Raw genomic sequence first — 16,246 nt, 5'->3', positions numbered from 1 at the left:
CCTCAACGGTAATCAAAGAAGTTGACCGAGGTCGGCGCGTCTTCCGGCGTTGCCGCCACCGGTTCGAACTCGTTGACGTTATCCAGCTCGGTGCCCATGGAAATATTGGTGACGCGCTCCAGGATGATTTCCACCACCACCGGCACCCGGTGCTGCTGCATCAGCTCCTGGGCCTGACGGAACGCCGGCGCGATCTCTTCCGGTTTGAACACCCGCAGCGCCTTGCAGCCCAGCCCTTCCGCCACCTTGACGTGATCGACGCCGTACTCGCCAATCTCCGCATTGTTGATGTTTTCAAACGACAGCTGCACGCAGTAATCCATATCGAACCCGCGCTGCGCCTGGCGGATCAGCCCCAGATAGGCGTTGTTCACCAGCACGTGGATATAGGGCAGCTTGAACTGTGCGCCGACCGCCAGCTCTTCGATCATGAATTGGAAATCATAGTCGCCCGACAGCGCGACCACCTTGCGCTGGGGATCGGCGGCGCATACGCCCAGCGCCGCAGGCAGCGTCCAACCCAGCGGGCCGGCCTGCCCGGCGTTGATCCAGTGACGCGGCTCGAAAACGTGTAGCATTTGCGCGGCGGCGATCTGCGACAGCCCGATGGTGGTGACGTAGCAGGCGTCACGGCCGAAGGCGCGGTTCATCTCTTCATACACCCGCTGCGGCTTGACCGGCACGTTGTCGAAGTGGGTCTTGCGCAGCAGCGTTTGCTTGCGCTGCAGGCAGGCGGCGCACCAGGCGTCGCGATTCGGCAACTCGCCGCGCTCGAAGCGGCGCTTTGCCGTATCCACCAGCATTTGCAGCGCGATGCGCGCGTCGGAGACGATGCCCAGATCCGGGCAGATCACCCGGCCAATCTGCGTCGGCTCAATATCGATGTGCACCACCTTGCGCCCGGCGGTGTACTTGTCCACCGAGCCGGTGTGGCGGTTGGCCCAGCGGTTGCCGATGCCGAACACCAGATCCGAATCCAGCAGGTTGGCGTTGCCGTAGCGGTGCGAGGTTTGCAGGCCCGCCATGCCCGCCATCAGCGGGTGATCGTCCGGAATGGCGCCCCAGCCCATCAAGGTCGGGATCACCGGCACGTTGCAGATCTCCGCCAGCTGCTGCAGCAGATCCGCCGCGTCGGCGTTGTGAATGCCGCCGCCGGCGATGATCAGCGGTTTTTTCGCCGCGCACAGCAGATCCAGCGCTTTGTCGATCTGCGCCTGGGTGGCCGCCGGCTTATAGGCGGGCAGTGAAGAGTAGGTGTCCGGATCGAACTCGATCTCCGCCATCTGCACGTCGAAAGGCAGGTCGATCAGCACCGGGCCCGGCCGGCCGGAGCGCATCAGGTGGAACGCCTGCTGCAGCACACGCGGCACCAGCGCCGGTTCCTGCACGGTGACCGCCATCTTGGTCACCGGCTTGGCGATCGATTCGATGTCTACCGCCTGAAAATCTTCTTTGTGCAAACGCGCACGCGGCGCCTGGCCGGTGATGCACAGGATCGGGATCGAGTCGGCGGAGGCGGAGTAAAGGCCGGTGATCATGTCGGTGCCCGCCGGGCCGGAAGTGCCGATGCACACGCCGATGTTGCCGGCGGCGGCGCGAGTGTAACCTTCCGCCATGTGCGAGGCCCCTTCCACGTGCCGCGCCAGATAGTGTTTGATGCCGCCGTGCCGCCGCATCGCATCGTAGAACGGGTTGATCGCCGCGCCGGGCACGCCGAACGCGGTGGTGATCCCTTCTTTTTCCAGCACGTGCATTGCCGCGTCTACCGCTCGCATAATTGCCATGTGATGCTCTCCTTAATTTATTGGAAAATTTTTCCAAATTAAAATTGCGGTCAAAAAAACCCGTTTGCTCATCAAACGGGGAGTCTTGCTCCGCGCCGGTTCAGCCCGGCGCGCGACGTTTACGCCTTGCTGCGCGATTCGCCCAGCGCGGTGCTGATATCTCTGGCCACTTCACCCACCAGTTCGCCCAGCTCCTTGAACCGCTCCTTGCCGACCCGCGAACTCGGCCCGGAGATGGAAATGGCGGCGATCACGTTGTTGTTGCGATCGAAAATCGCCGAAGCCAAGCAGTTCAGGCCAAGCGCGTGCTCTTCATCGTCGATGGTGTAGCCCTGCGCCAGCGACTGATGCAGATCCTTGCGCAGCAGGTTCACGCTGGTCAGCGTCTTGGGCGTGTAGGATTGCAGCCCCGAACGCACGATCAGATCCAGCATCTCCTCTTCCGCCAGCGGGTACAGCAGCGCTTTGCCGGCACCCGAGGCGTGCAGCGGCAAACGGCTGCCCAGCGGCGCGCACATGCGCACCATCGCCTGGCACTCGCATTGACGAATCAGCACCGCGTCGAAATTGTTGCGGATCGCCAGGTTGGCGGTCTCGCCGGACAGCAGCATCAGCCGGCGCATGAACGGCCCGGCCACCGATACCACGTCGCGGTCGTTCATGTAAGCGGAACCGACGGTGAACGACTGAATGCCGATATGCCACCAGCCCAGCTGTGGATCCTGAAAGACGAATTCCGATTTTTCCAACACTTTCAACAATCTGAAGGTGGTGGACAGCGGCAACTCCAGCTTTTCGGACAGCACGGAAACCGACGAGCTTCCCCCGGCGTTGGCCAGGTACTGGAGGATCTCCAGCCCGCGATCCAACGCCTGCGCCCCTTTGGTGGCGCCGGCTTCGGTGGCGGGTCGTCCTTTCCTGCGTAATTCGGTCATTCAAGCTTCCTTTGTCAGTAACGGCATGGGTGACGCTATGATAAACGCCCTGCGCGGCGTGCGGCCAGCGCTATGCCAAAACTATGCGATACGGCTCCGGCAAGCGGCTGACCACGCAGTTGTCGGCACCTGCGCGATCGATGGTGAAAAAGTCGGTGACCTTCGCATAGGCAAACAGCGGATGGTGCCAGACATTGCGGTGATAGTTAATCCCCTGCTTGCCGTTGGTGATAAAGGCGCGCAGCGTGCCGATGGGGATGGTTTCGCCCGGTTCGGCGACGATCACCACGAAGCGTTCGCCGTTCATCGGCACAAAGGCCTGCGACGAGAGCGGATGCTTTTCCAACAGGGAAAAGGTCATCGGCAGATCGCAGGGTTCCGCCCGGTTGATGCTGGCCAGCACCCGGTTGCCGTCGGACACCTCTATCTTGGCGAGATCGTGATAACGCTCGGTTTTTCCGTCATTGATATGAAAGAAACGCGAGCCCTCTATCTGCAATACATCGCCGTAAGGCGCAAAGGCCGCCGGCGTTAATTCTTCGATGACTAAATCCATGTGATTCTCCCAAGCGCATGACCCAGACGGCGATTGAACGGCGATATTTCACCCAACGCCTTCACTCTAGACAGCGCGTGGTGAATTTGACAGCATTTTTTGGAAAATTTTTCCACAACAAGATCACCCGCACACTTTACGATCGAAGAGCAATATTAGTTGCTTTAAATCAATGAATTAAAAAACAGCCCAATTCATCATCGGGCAAAATGGGGCGGCGCGCGTTCATCGCTATCGGGGGATTCTGTGACCGGGATCGTGGGGTTGGGTTTTGCCGCTGCCTATCGCGCCGCAACATCAGTAGATTCTTCTCACCGATAACCGAAAAGGCGGTGTCAGCCAAGGACCCCTCATGCTGGATCACGAAACCATTCGTTCGTTTATCAAAGTTGCCGAGTGCCAAAGTTTCTCCCGCGCGGCGGAGCTGCTGCACAAAACCACCGCCACCATCAGCTACCGCATCAAAACGCTGGAAGAGAGCATCGGCACGCAGCTGTTTATCCGCACCACCCGCACCGTCAACCTGACGCCGGCCGGAGAGTATTTGCTGGAGCGCTGCCGCCAGTGGCACACCTGGCTGGACGCCATGCCGGGCGAACTGCGGCAAATCAACGACGGTGTAGAGCACCAGGTGAATATCGTGATCAACAACCTGCTGTATGACGCCGCCGCCGTAGCCGGGCTGTTGACCCACCTGCACGACAAATACCCGTTCACCCAATTCCACATTTCCCGCCAGGTGTACATGGGCGTGTGGGATGCGCTGCTGAATGAGGATTGCCATCTGGCGATCGGGGCGGCAGGCAATGAATCGCTGGAAAACAGCATCAAGGTGCTGCCCCTGGGCAAAATAGAGTGGGTGTTCGCCATCGCGCCGACGCATCCGCTGGCCGCCGCCGCCGATCCGCTGAACGAAACGCAGCTGCGCCCTTACGCGGCGATCAACGTCGAAGATACCGCGCGCCATTTGGCCAAGCGCACCGCCTGGCTGCTGTCGGGCCAGCAAGAGATCAAAGTGCCGGACCTGCGCACCAAGCTGGAGTGTCACCTGCGCGGTCTCGGGATCGGTTTCCTTCCGCGCCAGCTGTGCCAAGCTTACCTTGATAGCGGCGAGCTGGTGGCTAAGCAGCTCAAATATCCGCGCCAGCCCTCTCCCCTGTCGCTGGCCTGGTCCGATGCTCGCGGCGGTGAGGCGGTGCGTACCCTGATCGGCCTGTTCCAGACGCGGGATCCGCTGATCGCGGGTTTGGTCAGCGCCCTGGATTAAGTCGCGGTAACGGTAGGCATTTTTCCGGCGCTGACGTAATATCTGTTTACATATGTCTGACAGGAGGTTTGCATGCTTACTTTTATTCCCATCGTGATCGTCGTCGCACTGATTGTGGTGTTCGCCGGCGTCAAAATTGTGCCGCAGGGGTTCCAATGGACGGTAGAACGCTTCGGCCGCTATACCAAAACGCTGATGCCGGGCCTGAACCTGGTGGTGCCGTTCATGGACCGCATCGGCCGTAAAATCAACATGATGGAGCAAGTGCTGGACATTCCCTCGCAGGAGGTGATTTCCCGCGATAACGCCAACGTCGCCATCGACGCGGTGTGCTTTATCCAGGTGGTCGATCCGGCGCGCGCCGCCTACGAGGTCAGCAACCTCGAACAGGCGATCGTCAACCTGACCATGACCAACTTCCGTACCGTGCTCGGCTCGATGGAGCTGGACGAAATGCTGTCGCAACGCGACAGCATCAACAGCCGCCTGCTGCACATCGTCGATGAAGCGACCAATCCGTGGGGGGTGAAAATCACCCGTATCGAGATCCGCGACGTGCGGCCACCGGCGGAACTGATCGCCTCGATGAACGCCCAGATGAAGGCCGAGCGCACCAAGCGCGCCGACATCCTCGAGGCAGAAGGGGTACGTCAGGCGGCCATTCTGCGCGCCGAAGGGGAGAAACAATCGCAGATCCTGAAGGCCGAGGGCGAACGTCAGTCGGCGTTCTTGCAGGCGGAAGCGCGTGAACGCGCCGCCGAGGCCGAGGCGCGCGCCACCCAGCTGGTGTCCGACGCCATCGCCAGCGGCAACATTCAGGCGGTGAACTACTTCGTGGCGCAGAAATACACCGACGCGCTGCAGAAGATCGGTTCCTCCAACAACAGCAAAGTGGTGATGATGCCGCTGGACGCCAGCAGCCTGCTCGGCTCGATCGGCGGCATTACCGAACTGCTGAAAGAAAGCAAAGGCAAATAATCATGCTCGAACTGATCGCGGCGAATCCGCTGTGGTTTTGGCTCTCCCTCGGGGGCGTGTTGCTGGCGGCGGAAATGCTCGGCGCCGGCGGCTACCTGCTGTGGAGCGGCGTGGCGGCGCTATTGGTCGGCGCTCTGATCTGGCTGCTGCCGCCGCTTTCTTGGGCGTGGCAGGGCATGATTTTCGCCGTCCTGACCGTCGTCGTCGCCTACCTGTGGTGGTACTGGCTGCGCCGGCGCCCGGCGGCCGCATCCGGCGGATCGCCGGTGCTCAACCAGCGCAACCGCCAGCTGATCGGCACCCGCGCTACGCTGACGGAGCCGATGCACAACGGCATGGGGCGCATCAATATCGGCGACAGCAGCTGGCGCGCGCAGGCGGCTGAAGATCTGCCCGCCGGCACCGAAGTAGAAGTGGTGGCGGTGGAAGGCGTCACGCTGGTGATCCGCGCCCTGCCTTCATCATTGCGCTAACGAGTAAGCCGGGTTGACTCACCCCGGCTCACTCATCCTTTCAGCAGAGCCGTGTTTTACGTTTTATAATCGACCCACACTCCGCTACGCGTCGTGTAAATCTTGTTCGACAGCGGGTTGATAGTGAATAATCCGTAACCAGCGGCAGAGGTGGGAGGTAACCAATTATCTACCGTCACATTCACCCTGGGTGACGGGAAAATTATCCATCGCCCCGTAACGCCGTCAACAAAGGTAATCCGGTTAAAATTGCCCCCTTGCACATCCAACAAAACCCCCTTCCCGGTGACCATCAGCGTCGCTAAAGAGACATCAATCAAAACCAAGCGTAATGCATCGACCGTTGTGACATCACCAACGACTCTCGTATTTTGCAGGCTTCCGCCGCCGGTAAAGCTCTTTTGCAGATCGCAATTGGTGAGTCGTGGCATCGACGTAGAAATTACATCGCCACCGATGTAACTATTCAAAATCTTAGCGGCAGAAGAGAGCTGTAGGTTACCCGCAATATTGCCTCTGGATACTGATGAGTTATCGTCACGAATATCTACCCACCCTGTCGTTCTGACAGAATCTAAATTGACGCGGGCATTAGCCATAACCACAATGTCTTTGGCAAAGACTGTTCCTATAGCCCCCCCATTCGGAGCGGGATCACCAGGTATAATTGACACATTCGCGGTTGACGAAACATTCCCGACAGCAGTTGCCGTTGCACCGAAAGTATGAACATGCTCAACCGTGCTATTTTTAGAGGCATAGATATTAATCACGCCGGCACCGCCACCGACGGAAGAAAAGTAGCTATTCATATAGCCATATCCGTTTCTTTTTTCGGCAGAGTTGGGGGTTTCAACAGTTGCCTTGGTGACTAACGTGCCTTCTTCATGAACTTTGGCCAGCCAATTTTTTGAGCCTGATACTCGCCAAGCTTTCTCTCTACAGTCATGAGCCATTAAAGAGTGGATCGTATTGGCATTAGACTCATCAAACGTCGATCCGGTTGCAGCAGGGTAACTGGTAAAGTCGATACCGAACATCGTCTCATTGCCACAGAACAGTGCCCTGACGTCATTAAATACGTTATCAAAGGTAGAAGCAAAATAGACGCCTGCGCCATTCATGTGCATTGAAGAGAGAAATTGAACTCTGGAACCTGAAAGCGTGTGCAGTTGACCATTAATCGCTTTACCCGTGTAACCATCCATATTGTAAATCGTGATGGTATCCAGATCCTGATTACCCTGAGTCGTTCCATACACTAAACCTTTTCCGTCATACTGACCATTCTGATTAAGCACGACCCAAGGCAATTTTAACCCGATATCAGTCTTTGGAATAAATGATGAAGATTTAATGAATAAATGCAGGGCTCCAGATAAACAAGTCAGCCCGCTAATATTGATAGAAGAGGAAATAAATAAGCCCACTTGCGCATACGAACCCGCTTTAGGAAACTCGCTCACCAGAGTGCATTTCTTTTCAATCGCTTTGTTTATAGCCGCCTGCAAGCTGCCGGTGACATCAATATAATTTGATGTCGTTCTATCCGTAGCTTCTATCCCGTAATCATAAAGATTAACCGTGCAGGCAATTCTTTCCCAATAAAATCCGGTCGTTTGCGCAACGTGGCCGCCATCATCGGCTTTTACACCAGCAACAGAGACGAAATCACCGCCACCGTATATCCCACCGTCCTTCCACGAATTAAGCGTAACCCTGACTCCCGCTTGCGCGGGCACATAGGCTCTTAAAGCCTCAAAACTCGAGATAACAGCAAACGCGGTAGCACGATCAGAACCGATATTCATAGAACCTCCTCTTTGAAGTCTGCGCGTCGCAATCGACACCAAGACTCTAAAACTCGGTCCTTCATAGCGCCAAAACAGCGGGTTGTGCCACACGCAGATGGACAACCCGGAGTCCGGGTTATTTGGCCGCAGTCACCTGATGACAACACCCCGCCAGGTTATTAATGATGGGGCACTCCGCCCCCTCGTCACCCGGGCATTGGTCGGCCAGCGCCAGCAGGCGCTGGCGCATTTCGCCCAGTTCGCTGATGTGCCTTTCGATCTCCGCCACCTTCTGCAGCGTGCGCGCCTTCACGTCGGCGCTGTGGCGGGCCGGATCGTTGAACAACGCCACCAGCTCGCGGCACTCGTCCAGGTTGAAGCCCACCTGCCGCGCCTGGCGCAGCAGCGTCAGCTCTTCAACGTGCCTGGCGGAGTAGTGGCGGTAACCATTATCGCTGCGGATCGGGGCGGTAATCAGCGCTTTCTCTTCGTAAAAACGAATCGTCTTGCTGGTTAGCCCGGTTTTTTTCGCGACGTCGCTAATATTCATTTTCCCTCCTTGACCTTACCCTTGCTGGAAGGTTTAAGCTCCATTCTTAGTGAAAACAGGTCAGGCGGTCAACCTTTAAACACCGCCTTCTAAGCAAGGAGTCCAATCATGTCACACACCACTATGCTGGCATTGCAGGGGCTGTCCTGCATGAACTGCGCGCAGCGGGTGAAAAAAGCCCTGGAAAGCCGCAGCGATGTCGAACAGGCGGACGTTAACGTGCATTACGCCAAAGTGACCGGCGACGCGCCGGACAGCGCGCTGATCGACAGCGTGATCGCCGCCGGTTATCAGGCCGAAGTCGCGCCGCACGCCGATACCGAACTGCAGCTGAGCGGCCTGAGCTGCATGCACTGCGTCGGCACCACCCGCAAGGCGCTGGAAGCGGTGCCGGGCGTGTTCGCCGCCGACGTCGCTATCGACGGCGCGAAAGTGTACGGCGATGCCGATCCGCAGGCGCTGATCGCCGCGGTAGAAGATGCCGGTTATCACGCCGGCGTGGCGGGCGCCGTCGCCCCAAAAACTGAGCCGTTGACTGACGCAACACCTTCGTTGCCGGACGATCAGCCAGCGGCGCAATCTCCCCTTCCGGCAACCGACGGCGCGGACGACAGCGTACAGCTGCTGCTCAGCGGCATGACCTGCGCCAGCTGCGTCAATAAAGTGCAGCTGGCGCTGCAAAGCGTTCCCGGCGTAGAGCATGCGCGCGTCAACCTGGCGGAACGCAGCGCGCTGGTGACCGGCGCCGCCGATGCGCAGGCGCTGGTGGCGGCGGTGGAAAAAGCCGGCTACGGCGCCGAAATGATTCAGGATGAAACCGAACGCCGCGAGCGCCAACAGCAGACCGCACGCGCCAACATGAAGCGCTTTAGCTGGCAGGCAGCGCTGGGTCTGGCGTTGGGTATCCCACTGATGGCCTGGGGACTGTTCGGCGGCAGCATGACGCTGACGCCGGAAACCCAGCGCCCCTGGCTGCTGGTCGGCGTCATCACCCTGGCGGTGATGGTGTTCGCCGGTGGGCACTTCTACCGCAATGCCTGGCGTGCGCTGATGAACGGCAGCGCCACCATGGACACCCTGGTGGCGCTCGGTACTGGCGCTGCCTGGCTTTACTCGATCGCCGTCAACATTTGGCCCGATTTCTTCCCGATGGAGGCGCGCCACCTCTATTACGAGGCCAGCGCGATGATCATCGGTTTGATCAACCTCGGCCATGCGCTGGAGCAACGCGCCCGTCAGCGTTCTTCGCAGGCGCTGGAGCGGTTGCTGGATCTGACGCCGCCTACCGCGCGGTTGGTAACCGACGACGGCGAGCGCGATATCCCGCTGGCGGAGGTGCAGCTCGGCATGACGTTGCGGCTGACCACCGGCGATCGCGTGCCGGTCGACGGTGAAATCGTGCAGGGTGAAGTCTGGCTCGATGAAGCGATGCTGACCGGCGAAGCGGTGCCGCAGCAGAAAGGTGCTGGTGACACGGTGCATGCCGGGACGGTGGTTGACGACGGCAGCGTGCTGTTCCGCGCCGCCGCCATCGGCAGCCAAACCACGCTGGCGCGCATCATTAAACTGGTGCGCCAGGCGCAGAGCAGTAAACCGGCGATCGGCCAACTGGCCGACCGCGTCTCGGCGGTGTTCGTGCCGGCGGTGGTGGGGATAGCCCTGTTCAGCGCGGCGATGTGGTACTTCTTCGGCCCGCAGCCGCAGCTGGTCTATACGCTGGTGATCGCCACCACGGTGCTGATCATCGCCTGTCCGTGCGCATTGGGATTGGCGACGCCGATGTCGATCATCTCCGGCGTGGGCCGCGCGGCGGAGTTCGGCGTGCTGGTACGCGACGCCGACGCCCTGCAGCAGGCCAGCCAGCTGGACACCCTGGTGTTCGACAAAACCGGCACCCTGACCGAAGGGAAACCGCAGGTGGTAGAGATCCTGACCTTCAATCAGGTCAGCGAGCAGCAGGCGATCGGCTGGGCCGCCGCGCTGGAGCAAGGTTCCAACCACCCGCTGGCGCGCGCCATCATGGAACGCGCCGCCGGACAAACGCTGCCGCAGGTCGCGCAGTTCCGCACCCTGCGCGGCGCCGGCGTCAGCGGGGAGATCGACGGCGTGCCGGTGCTGCTGGGCAACGCCGCGCTGCTGGAGCAGCATCAGGTTGCGACCGCCGAACTGGAGGCGCCGATGCGCGCCCTGGCCGAACGCGGCGTAACGCCGGTGCTGCTGGCCGTTAACGGTAAACCGGCCGCGCTGTTCGCCATTCGCGATCCGCTGCGCGAGGACAGCGTCGCGGCGCTGCAGCGCCTGCACCAGCAGGGCTATCAGCTGGTGATGCTGACCGGCGACAACCCGGTGACCGCCAACGCCATCGCCAAAGAGGCCGGTATCGATCGGGTGATTGCCGGGGTGCTGCCGGACGGCAAAGCGGCGGCGATCAAGCAGCTGCAGGCGCAGGGCCAGCGCGTGGCGATGGTCGGCGACGGCATCAACGACGCCCCGGCGCTGGCGCAGGCCGACGTGGGCATCGCGATGGGCGGCGGCAGCGACATCGCCATCGAGACCGCCGCCATCACCCTGATGCGCCACAGCCTGCACGGCGTGGCGGATGCGGTAGCGCTGTCGAAGGCCACGCTGCGTAACATGAAGCAGAACCTGTTCGGCGCCTTTATCTACAATACGCTGGGTATCCCGATCGCCGCCGGCGTGCTCTACCCGCTGACCGGCACGCTGCTCAGCCCGGTGGTGGCGGGCGCGGCGATGGCGCTGTCGTCGATTACCGTAGTCAGCAACGCCAACCGGCTGCTGCGTTTTAAACCCAGGAAGTGATCGCCGGGGCGCCGACATGGCGCCCCGCTGTTTTCCGGGCTTTCCTGCGCGGCGGATAGCGTTTAGCATGAATGACGATTTTCCCTCGCCTTTCATGCTGAAACGCGCACCCGTTATTCAGGAGCCACGCCGTATGGGTCAACTGTTACGCCGCCTCGCCGCCTTTCTCGGCCTGATCTCGCCCAAACGTTACGCTTATCCGGCGTTGGACATCACTCTGCCGGGCGATCGTCGGCTGCATCTGGTGGGCAGCATCCATATGGGCACCGTCGATATGTCGCCGTTGCCATCCCGGCTGGCCGCCCGGCTGCAACAGGCCGACGCGCTGATCGTCGAAGCCGATATCACCGATTCCGCCTCGCCTTTCGACCACGCCGAGCTGCAGCCGGCGCTGGAACAGCGCCTGTCCGCCGAAGAATATCAACGGCTGCTGGCGCTGTGCCATGAGCTGGGCGCCGATCCAGAGGCCTTCGTCACCCTGCCCGGCTGGCAGGTCGCGCTGATGATGCAGGCGCGCCAGGCTCAGCGTCTGGGGCTGCGGGCAGAGTACGGCGTGGACTATCAGCTGCTGCAGGCCGCCCGGGCGCAGGACAAACCGGTGATCGAGCTGGAAGGGGCGCAGCAGCAGCTGGCGATGCTGGAACAGCTGCCGGAAGGCGGTATTGCGCTGCTGCGCGATACGCTGGAGCACTGGCACACCAACGCGCGGCTGCTGCAAACCATGGTGAGCTGGTGGCTGGACGCCAAACCGCGCGGCACGCTGGACACCCTGCCCGCCACCTTCAGCGCCGGGCTGTACGACGTGCTGATGCATCAGCGCAATCGCGACTGGCGGCGTCAGCTGGAGGCGCTGCCGGCCGGGGACTATGTGGTGGCAGTTGGCGCATTGCACCTGTACGGCGAGGATAACCTGCCGGCGATGCTGCAGCCACAGGGCTAAAAAAGAGGCCAATATCGCTATTGGCCAGTCAAAGAGGAATTTCTTGTATTCTAGTTATACGCATAGCAACCGTGTTAACGGTTACAGTAAACAGGGTAGCAACCCGGTGAATATCTTGGCAACCCGCTTTATGTAACAGCCGCTCAGGTTGCCGGGCAGGTCGGATTTTTGTATTTTTAAAGCTGGTTATCACCCTTCCCCCGCAGGGGACATTCTGGACAACACATCATGACGCCCGCAGTCGTTCTGCTCGAAAAACAAAAGGTCACCTTTACCCTTCATCCGTATCACCACGACAGCGAAGAAACTAATTTCGGCGACGAAGCGGTGAGAAAGCTGGGGTTGGATGCCGATCGGGTTTACAAAACCTTGCTGGTGGCGCTGAACGGCGACGCCAAACACCTGGCGGTGGCGGTCACGCCGGTCGCCACCCAGCTGGATCTGAAAAAGGTCGCCCGCGCCCTCGGTGCCAAAAAGGCCGAGATGGCCGATCCGCAGCTGGCGCAGCGCGTCACCGGGTATCTGGTGGGCGGCATCAGCCCGCTGGGGCAGAAAAAACGGCTGCCGACGGTGATCGACAGCCCGGCGCAAGCGTTCGCCACCATCTACGTTTCCGGCGGCAAACGCGGGCTGGACATCGAGCTGGCCGCCGCCGATCTGTGCCGCCTGCTGGCCGGCAGCTTCGCCGACATCGCCAAACGCGACTGACGCCGCGCGCTCAGCGGCACACCACCGTGGCGTCACAGGCCGCCAGCGTCTCGACCAGGCGGTCCTCCAGCGCCTTCACCTCCGCGCCGGGCACCAGATAGTTGTTGCTGATGATGGCGAACGCCAACGGCCGCCCAGTCGCCGAGTCGACATAGCCGCTGAGCGACGAGACCCCGGTCATGGAGCCGCTCTTGGCGTGGGCGCGGCCCGCCGCCGCCGTCTTCACCATGCGGCTCTGCAGCGTACCGCCCACCAGCAACCCCGGCTGGCCCGCGATGGGCAAGGCGTTATACCAGGCGGCAAACCACGGCTGTTTCCTGGCCGCCAGCAGCAGCGTCGTCAGCTGCTGCGCCGTGATTTGGTTCATGCGCGACAGCCCGGAACCGTCTACCTGACGGTAAGCGCCGGCCGCGATGCCCTGGCTTTGCACAAACTGGCCGATCGCCTGCAGGCCGGCGGCCCAATCCCCCTTGCCCTGCGTCTTGCGGCCCATCGCCTTGGTCAGTACCTCGCCGTAACCGTTGTTGGACACCTTCAGGAAGGTGACGGCCAGGCGGGAGAGCGGCGGCGAGTTTTTTTCGGCCAGCAACCGGGCATCAGCAGGGGTCACTCCCTCTTCCGCGTTACCGCGCAGCGTGATGCCGTGCGCGTGCAGCGCATGTTGCAATAAGGCGCCGATCACGCGGGCCGGTTGATCGACGGTGATCAATCGCGAGCGGGTCTCCGCCTGCGCGGCGATGGTGCCGCTGACCACGATTCGGTTGCTGCCCGGCTGGCGATCGAACGTCAGTGCAGTGTCGCCGCCGGTGGTGGTGCGGTTGACCAGCGTCACCGCGTCATTGGCGGGATAGAAACTCACCTGCCCCGGCGCACCGGCGCGGGCACCCGGCTGCACGTCTACCCGCACCACGTTGATATCGCCGCCGGGGGTAAAGGCGTAGTTCAGCGCCGAGATCGGCGCGGCGAAGGCGAAGGGTTCGTCGTCCCAGCTCCAGCCGGCGCCGAAGGGCGTTTGATCGAACGCGTTGGCGTCCAGGATCAGCCGCCCATGAATCTGGCGAATGCCGCGCTGCGCCAGCGTGGCGGCGAAGGTGTCGAGATCGTCCGGATGCAACGTCGGATCGCCGCTGCCCTGCAGATAGAGATCCCCCTGCAAGGTGTCGCCGCGCTGCTCGCCGGTGGTCAACAGCCGTGTTTCAAACCGGTAATCCGCCCCCAGCACGCCGAACGCCGCCAGAGAAGTGAACATCTTCATGTTGGAAGCCGGCGCCAGGCGCTGCTGCGCGTGCGCCTGATACAGCACGGTGCCGCTGTCGGCATCGCGCACCATCACGCCACTCGACGCGCCAACCAGCGCCTTGTCTTGGCCGATGGTCGCCAGCGCCTGGCTGAGCGTTTGCTCATGGCGTTGGCCGGATGACGAACACCCCGCCAGTGCCAGGATGGCGGGCAGCAGCCAGCCTGCGGTTTTCAACATGTCATCTCCCTGCTTGCGTTATCAAAACCAAATTGTTGCTCAGGCTAACATTGGAAGGCGGCGGCGGCGACTTTTGCGTGCGTTTGAAGGAGGATTTCGGCGGGAAAACAGGCGGCCCACCCACAGGGGAGCAGGCCGCCGCGGTGGCGATTAGCGATAAACGATCTCGCCCTTCGGTTCGTAAGCCGCCGCATCCAGCGGCGAGTGTTTCTCGATGTACTGCTTGAGCACCTCGGCATCGATAAAGCCGGTGTTGACGTAGCTCGGCAGCCCATCCAGCTTCGGATAGCCGTCGCCGCCCAGCGCATTGAAGTTCAGCGTCGCCATGCGGTAGGTTTTATCCGCCTGCAGCGGCTGGCCGTTGATCTTCACCTCGCTGACGCCCTTGCCGTCCGCCACCAGGCTGACGTTGGCGAACTGGGCGTAGGCGCCGGAATCCGGCTTCATGTTGGCCACTACCGCCAGGTACTGCTCAACCTCGCTGCCTTTCATATCGACATGCACCAGGGTGTTGCCGAACGGCTGTACCTTGAGCACGTTTTTGTAGGTGATATCGCCGCTTTCAATGGAATCACGCACCCCACCGCCGCTCATCACCGCGAAGTCGGCATCGGCGCGCTCCCTCTGCGCGGCCAACATCACCCGCGCCAGGTTGGTCTGCACGAAGCGCACCTTGCTGCGATCGCCCTCCAGCTTGCCGTTAACGCTGCCGATCTTCACGCTCAGCTGCTCCTTGCCCTTCTCCTGGAACGGCGTCAGCAGCTTCATCATGGCCGGGTCTTCCGCGATCTGCCGGGTGTAATACACGCGCTCGCTGGTGCCGTCCGCCTTCTCCACCTTCTTCTTCAGGTTCACCGGGATCAGCTGATAATGCACCAGCTTCAGCTCACCGTTGCGGAATTCGAAGTCGGCGCGGCCCACGTATTTGCCCCACTCATGCGCCTGCACGATCCAGGTGCCGTTCTGGCGATCCGGCGAGCACGGCGTGCCCGGCACATAGTCCACCTGCTTACGGTTGTCGCCGGCCATGCACACCGGATCCTGCGAGTGGCCGCCGACGATCATGTCGAGATACCCGGCCGGCAGGCTGCGCGCCATCTCCACGTCGCCCGGCGCGTTGGAGCCGTGTTCGCCGTTGTCATAGTGCCCCATGTGGGTAGCGGCGATGATCACGTCCGGCTTCTCGTCCTTGCGCAATTGCTCCACCACCCGCTTCGCCTCCGGCGCCGGCACGCGGAATTCAATGTCGGTAAAGTACTCCGGGTTGCCCATTTTCGCGGTGTCGTCGGTCGTCAGGCCGATCACCGCGATCTTGATGCCCTGCTTGTCGAACAAGGCGTAAGGCTTGAACAGGCGCTGGCCGGTGCTTTTCTGATAGATGTTGGCGGACAACAGCGGAAAGGTCGCCCATTTTTCCTGCTGGCGCAGCACGCTCAGCGGATTGTCGAATTCGTGGTTACCGATCGCCATCGCGTCGTAACCCACCAGGTTCATGCCGCGGAAGTCCGGCTCGGCGTCTTGCAGATCCGATTCCGGCACGCCGGTGTTGATATCGCCGCCCGACAGCAGCAGCAGGCTGCCGCCCTGCGCCGCCACTTCCTGACGAATGCCGTCCACCAGCGTTTTCTGCGCGCCCAGGCCGTATTCGCCGTGATCGTTCTGCCAGAAGTGACCGTGATGATCGTTGGTGTGCAGAATGGTGATGGCGTAGGTCTTATCCTTTTCCCAGGCACTGGCGGCCCCCGACAGCAACGTCAGGGAAACGGCCAACGCGCATGCGGTGGTTTTCAGCGAAAAACGCATGGCGAATCTCCGTGTATTAAATGGCTTTTATGATGAGGGCGAAATTGTAGCGCGAATTAATGACAGCTGATTTCAAATTTTTGCGATGTGAGTCTGATTATTTCAGATATGGTAAAAATTGAGCGCCCTGCCTAAGATGTCATCTCTGTGCTCAACAACTTA

The 16,246-nt window shown here is 60.9% G+C and carries 13 protein-coding genes; 6 read left to right on the top strand and 7 right to left on the bottom strand.

All coding sequences use genetic code 11. The features are described from left to right. Window positions 1-2: 2 nt before the first annotated feature. The 3 genes from gcl to C3F38_RS07810 form a co-directional block, all read right to left on the bottom strand. Entirely contained in the window at window positions 3-1,784 is a 1,782-nt protein-coding gene (gcl, locus tag C3F38_RS07820; protein ID WP_033637372.1) for a glyoxylate carboligase, read from the bottom strand. Between the two features lie 119 nt (window positions 1,785-1,903). After that, window positions 1,904-2,719, bottom strand: a complete 816-nt coding sequence (gene allR, locus C3F38_RS07815) for an HTH-type transcriptional repressor AllR (protein ID WP_055316508.1) — start codon at window positions 2,717-2,719, stop codon at window positions 1,904-1,906. Between the two features lie 70 nt (window positions 2,720-2,789). Continuing rightward, window positions 2,790-3,275 (bottom strand): ureidoglycolate lyase, encoded by a 486-nt coding sequence (locus tag C3F38_RS07810; RefSeq protein ID WP_033647245.1) that lies wholly within the window; start codon window positions 3,273-3,275, stop codon window positions 2,790-2,792. Window positions 3,276-3,627: 352 nt separating this feature from the next. Here C3F38_RS07810 and allS point away from each other — a divergent pair, with 352 nt between their 5' ends. The 3 genes from allS (at window position 3,628) to C3F38_RS07795 (ending at window position 5,993) form a co-directional block, all read left to right on the top strand. Beyond that, a complete protein-coding gene (allS, locus tag C3F38_RS07805) occupies window positions 3,628-4,542 on the top strand; it encodes an HTH-type transcriptional activator AllS (RefSeq protein WP_038875046.1) in 915 nt (304 codons plus the stop codon). A gap of 72 nt (window positions 4,543-4,614) precedes the next feature. Continuing rightward, on the top strand, window positions 4,615-5,520 hold the full coding sequence (locus tag C3F38_RS07800) for an SPFH domain-containing protein (protein ID WP_004940203.1): 906 nt from the start codon (window positions 4,615-4,617) through the stop codon (window positions 5,518-5,520). A 2-nt stretch (window positions 5,521-5,522) separates the two neighbouring features. Continuing rightward, a complete protein-coding gene (locus tag C3F38_RS07795) occupies window positions 5,523-5,993 on the top strand; it encodes an NfeD family protein (RefSeq protein WP_038875043.1) in 471 nt (156 codons plus the stop codon). A gap of 56 nt (window positions 5,994-6,049) precedes the next feature. Here C3F38_RS07795 and C3F38_RS07790 read toward each other — a convergent pair whose 3' ends face one another. Next, on the bottom strand, window positions 6,050-7,804 hold the full coding sequence (locus C3F38_RS07790; RefSeq protein ID WP_038875040.1) for a hypothetical protein: 1,755 nt from the start codon (window positions 7,802-7,804) through the stop codon (window positions 6,050-6,052). A 118-nt stretch (window positions 7,805-7,922) separates the two neighbouring features. Continuing rightward, window positions 7,923-8,336 carry a Cu(I)-responsive transcriptional regulator gene (cueR, locus tag C3F38_RS07785; RefSeq protein WP_038875037.1) on the bottom strand — a complete coding sequence of 138 codons (414 nt, stop codon included), beginning with the start codon at window positions 8,334-8,336 and terminating at the stop codon, window positions 7,923-7,925. A gap of 108 nt (window positions 8,337-8,444) precedes the next feature. On the opposite strand from cueR, the gene copA reads away from it, so the two are divergent. From copA to ybaK, 3 genes are all read left to right on the top strand, one after another. After that, the gene (copA, locus tag C3F38_RS07780) at window positions 8,445-11,156 is read left to right on the top strand and encodes a copper-exporting P-type ATPase CopA (RefSeq protein ID WP_038875034.1); all 2,712 of its coding nucleotides are present in this window, start codon (window positions 8,445-8,447) and stop codon (window positions 11,154-11,156) included. Between the two features lie 133 nt (window positions 11,157-11,289). Beyond that, entirely contained in the window at window positions 11,290-12,096 is an 807-nt protein-coding gene (locus C3F38_RS07775) for a TraB/GumN family protein (RefSeq protein WP_038875031.1), read from the top strand. Between the two features lie 228 nt (window positions 12,097-12,324). Further along, the gene (gene ybaK / locus C3F38_RS07770) at window positions 12,325-12,804 is read left to right on the top strand and encodes a Cys-tRNA(Pro)/Cys-tRNA(Cys) deacylase YbaK (RefSeq protein WP_038875028.1); all 480 of its coding nucleotides are present in this window, start codon (window positions 12,325-12,327) and stop codon (window positions 12,802-12,804) included. Between the two features lie 10 nt (window positions 12,805-12,814). On the opposite strand, the gene dacB is transcribed toward ybaK, so the two are convergent. Next, window positions 12,815-14,281 carry a D-alanyl-D-alanine carboxypeptidase/D-alanyl-D-alanine-endopeptidase gene (gene dacB / locus C3F38_RS07765; RefSeq protein WP_055316510.1) on the bottom strand — a complete coding sequence of 489 codons (1,467 nt, stop codon included), beginning with the start codon at window positions 14,279-14,281 and terminating at the stop codon, window positions 12,815-12,817. Window positions 14,282-14,431: 150 nt separating this feature from the next. After that, window positions 14,432-16,084 (bottom strand): bifunctional UDP-sugar hydrolase/5'-nucleotidase UshA, encoded by a 1,653-nt coding sequence (gene ushA / locus C3F38_RS07760; RefSeq protein ID WP_038875022.1) that lies wholly within the window; start codon window positions 16,082-16,084, stop codon window positions 14,432-14,434. Window positions 16,085-16,246 lie beyond the last annotated feature (162 nt).

Source organism: Serratia sp. SSNIH1 (assembly GCF_002935055.1).
Classification (GTDB): Bacteria; Pseudomonadota; Gammaproteobacteria; order Enterobacterales; family Enterobacteriaceae; genus Serratia; species Serratia nevei.
This window is presented reverse-complemented; position numbering and strand designations above follow the sequence as displayed.

Excerpts from the sequence above, each read along its gene's own strand:
- gcl (WP_033637372.1), bottom strand. The coding sequence starts at position 1,784 with ATGGCAATTATGCGAGCGGTAGACGCGGCAATGCACGTGCTGGAAAAA.
- allR (WP_055316508.1), bottom strand. The coding sequence starts at position 2,719 with ATGACCGAATTACGCAGGAAAGGACGACCCGCCACCGAAGCCGGCGCC.
- C3F38_RS07810 (WP_033647245.1), bottom strand. The coding sequence starts at position 3,275 with ATGGATTTAGTCATCGAAGAATTAACGCCGGCGGCCTTTGCGCCTTAC.
- allS (WP_038875046.1), top strand. The coding sequence starts at position 3,628 with ATGCTGGATCACGAAACCATTCGTTCGTTTATCAAAGTTGCCGAGTGC.
- C3F38_RS07800 (WP_004940203.1), top strand. The coding sequence starts at position 4,615 with ATGCTTACTTTTATTCCCATCGTGATCGTCGTCGCACTGATTGTGGTG.
- C3F38_RS07795 (WP_038875043.1), top strand. The coding sequence starts at position 5,523 with ATGCTCGAACTGATCGCGGCGAATCCGCTGTGGTTTTGGCTCTCCCTC.
- C3F38_RS07790 (WP_038875040.1), bottom strand. The coding sequence starts at position 7,804 with ATGAATATCGGTTCTGATCGTGCTACCGCGTTTGCTGTTATCTCGAGT.
- cueR (WP_038875037.1), bottom strand. The coding sequence starts at position 8,336 with ATGAATATTAGCGACGTCGCGAAAAAAACCGGGCTAACCAGCAAGACG.
- copA (WP_038875034.1), top strand. The coding sequence starts at position 8,445 with ATGTCACACACCACTATGCTGGCATTGCAGGGGCTGTCCTGCATGAAC.
- C3F38_RS07775 (WP_038875031.1), top strand. The coding sequence starts at position 11,290 with ATGGGTCAACTGTTACGCCGCCTCGCCGCCTTTCTCGGCCTGATCTCG.
- ybaK (WP_038875028.1), top strand. The coding sequence starts at position 12,325 with ATGACGCCCGCAGTCGTTCTGCTCGAAAAACAAAAGGTCACCTTTACC.
- dacB (WP_055316510.1), bottom strand. The coding sequence starts at position 14,281 with ATGTTGAAAACCGCAGGCTGGCTGCTGCCCGCCATCCTGGCACTGGCG.
- ushA (WP_038875022.1), bottom strand. The coding sequence starts at position 16,084 with ATGCGTTTTTCGCTGAAAACCACCGCATGCGCGTTGGCCGTTTCCCTG.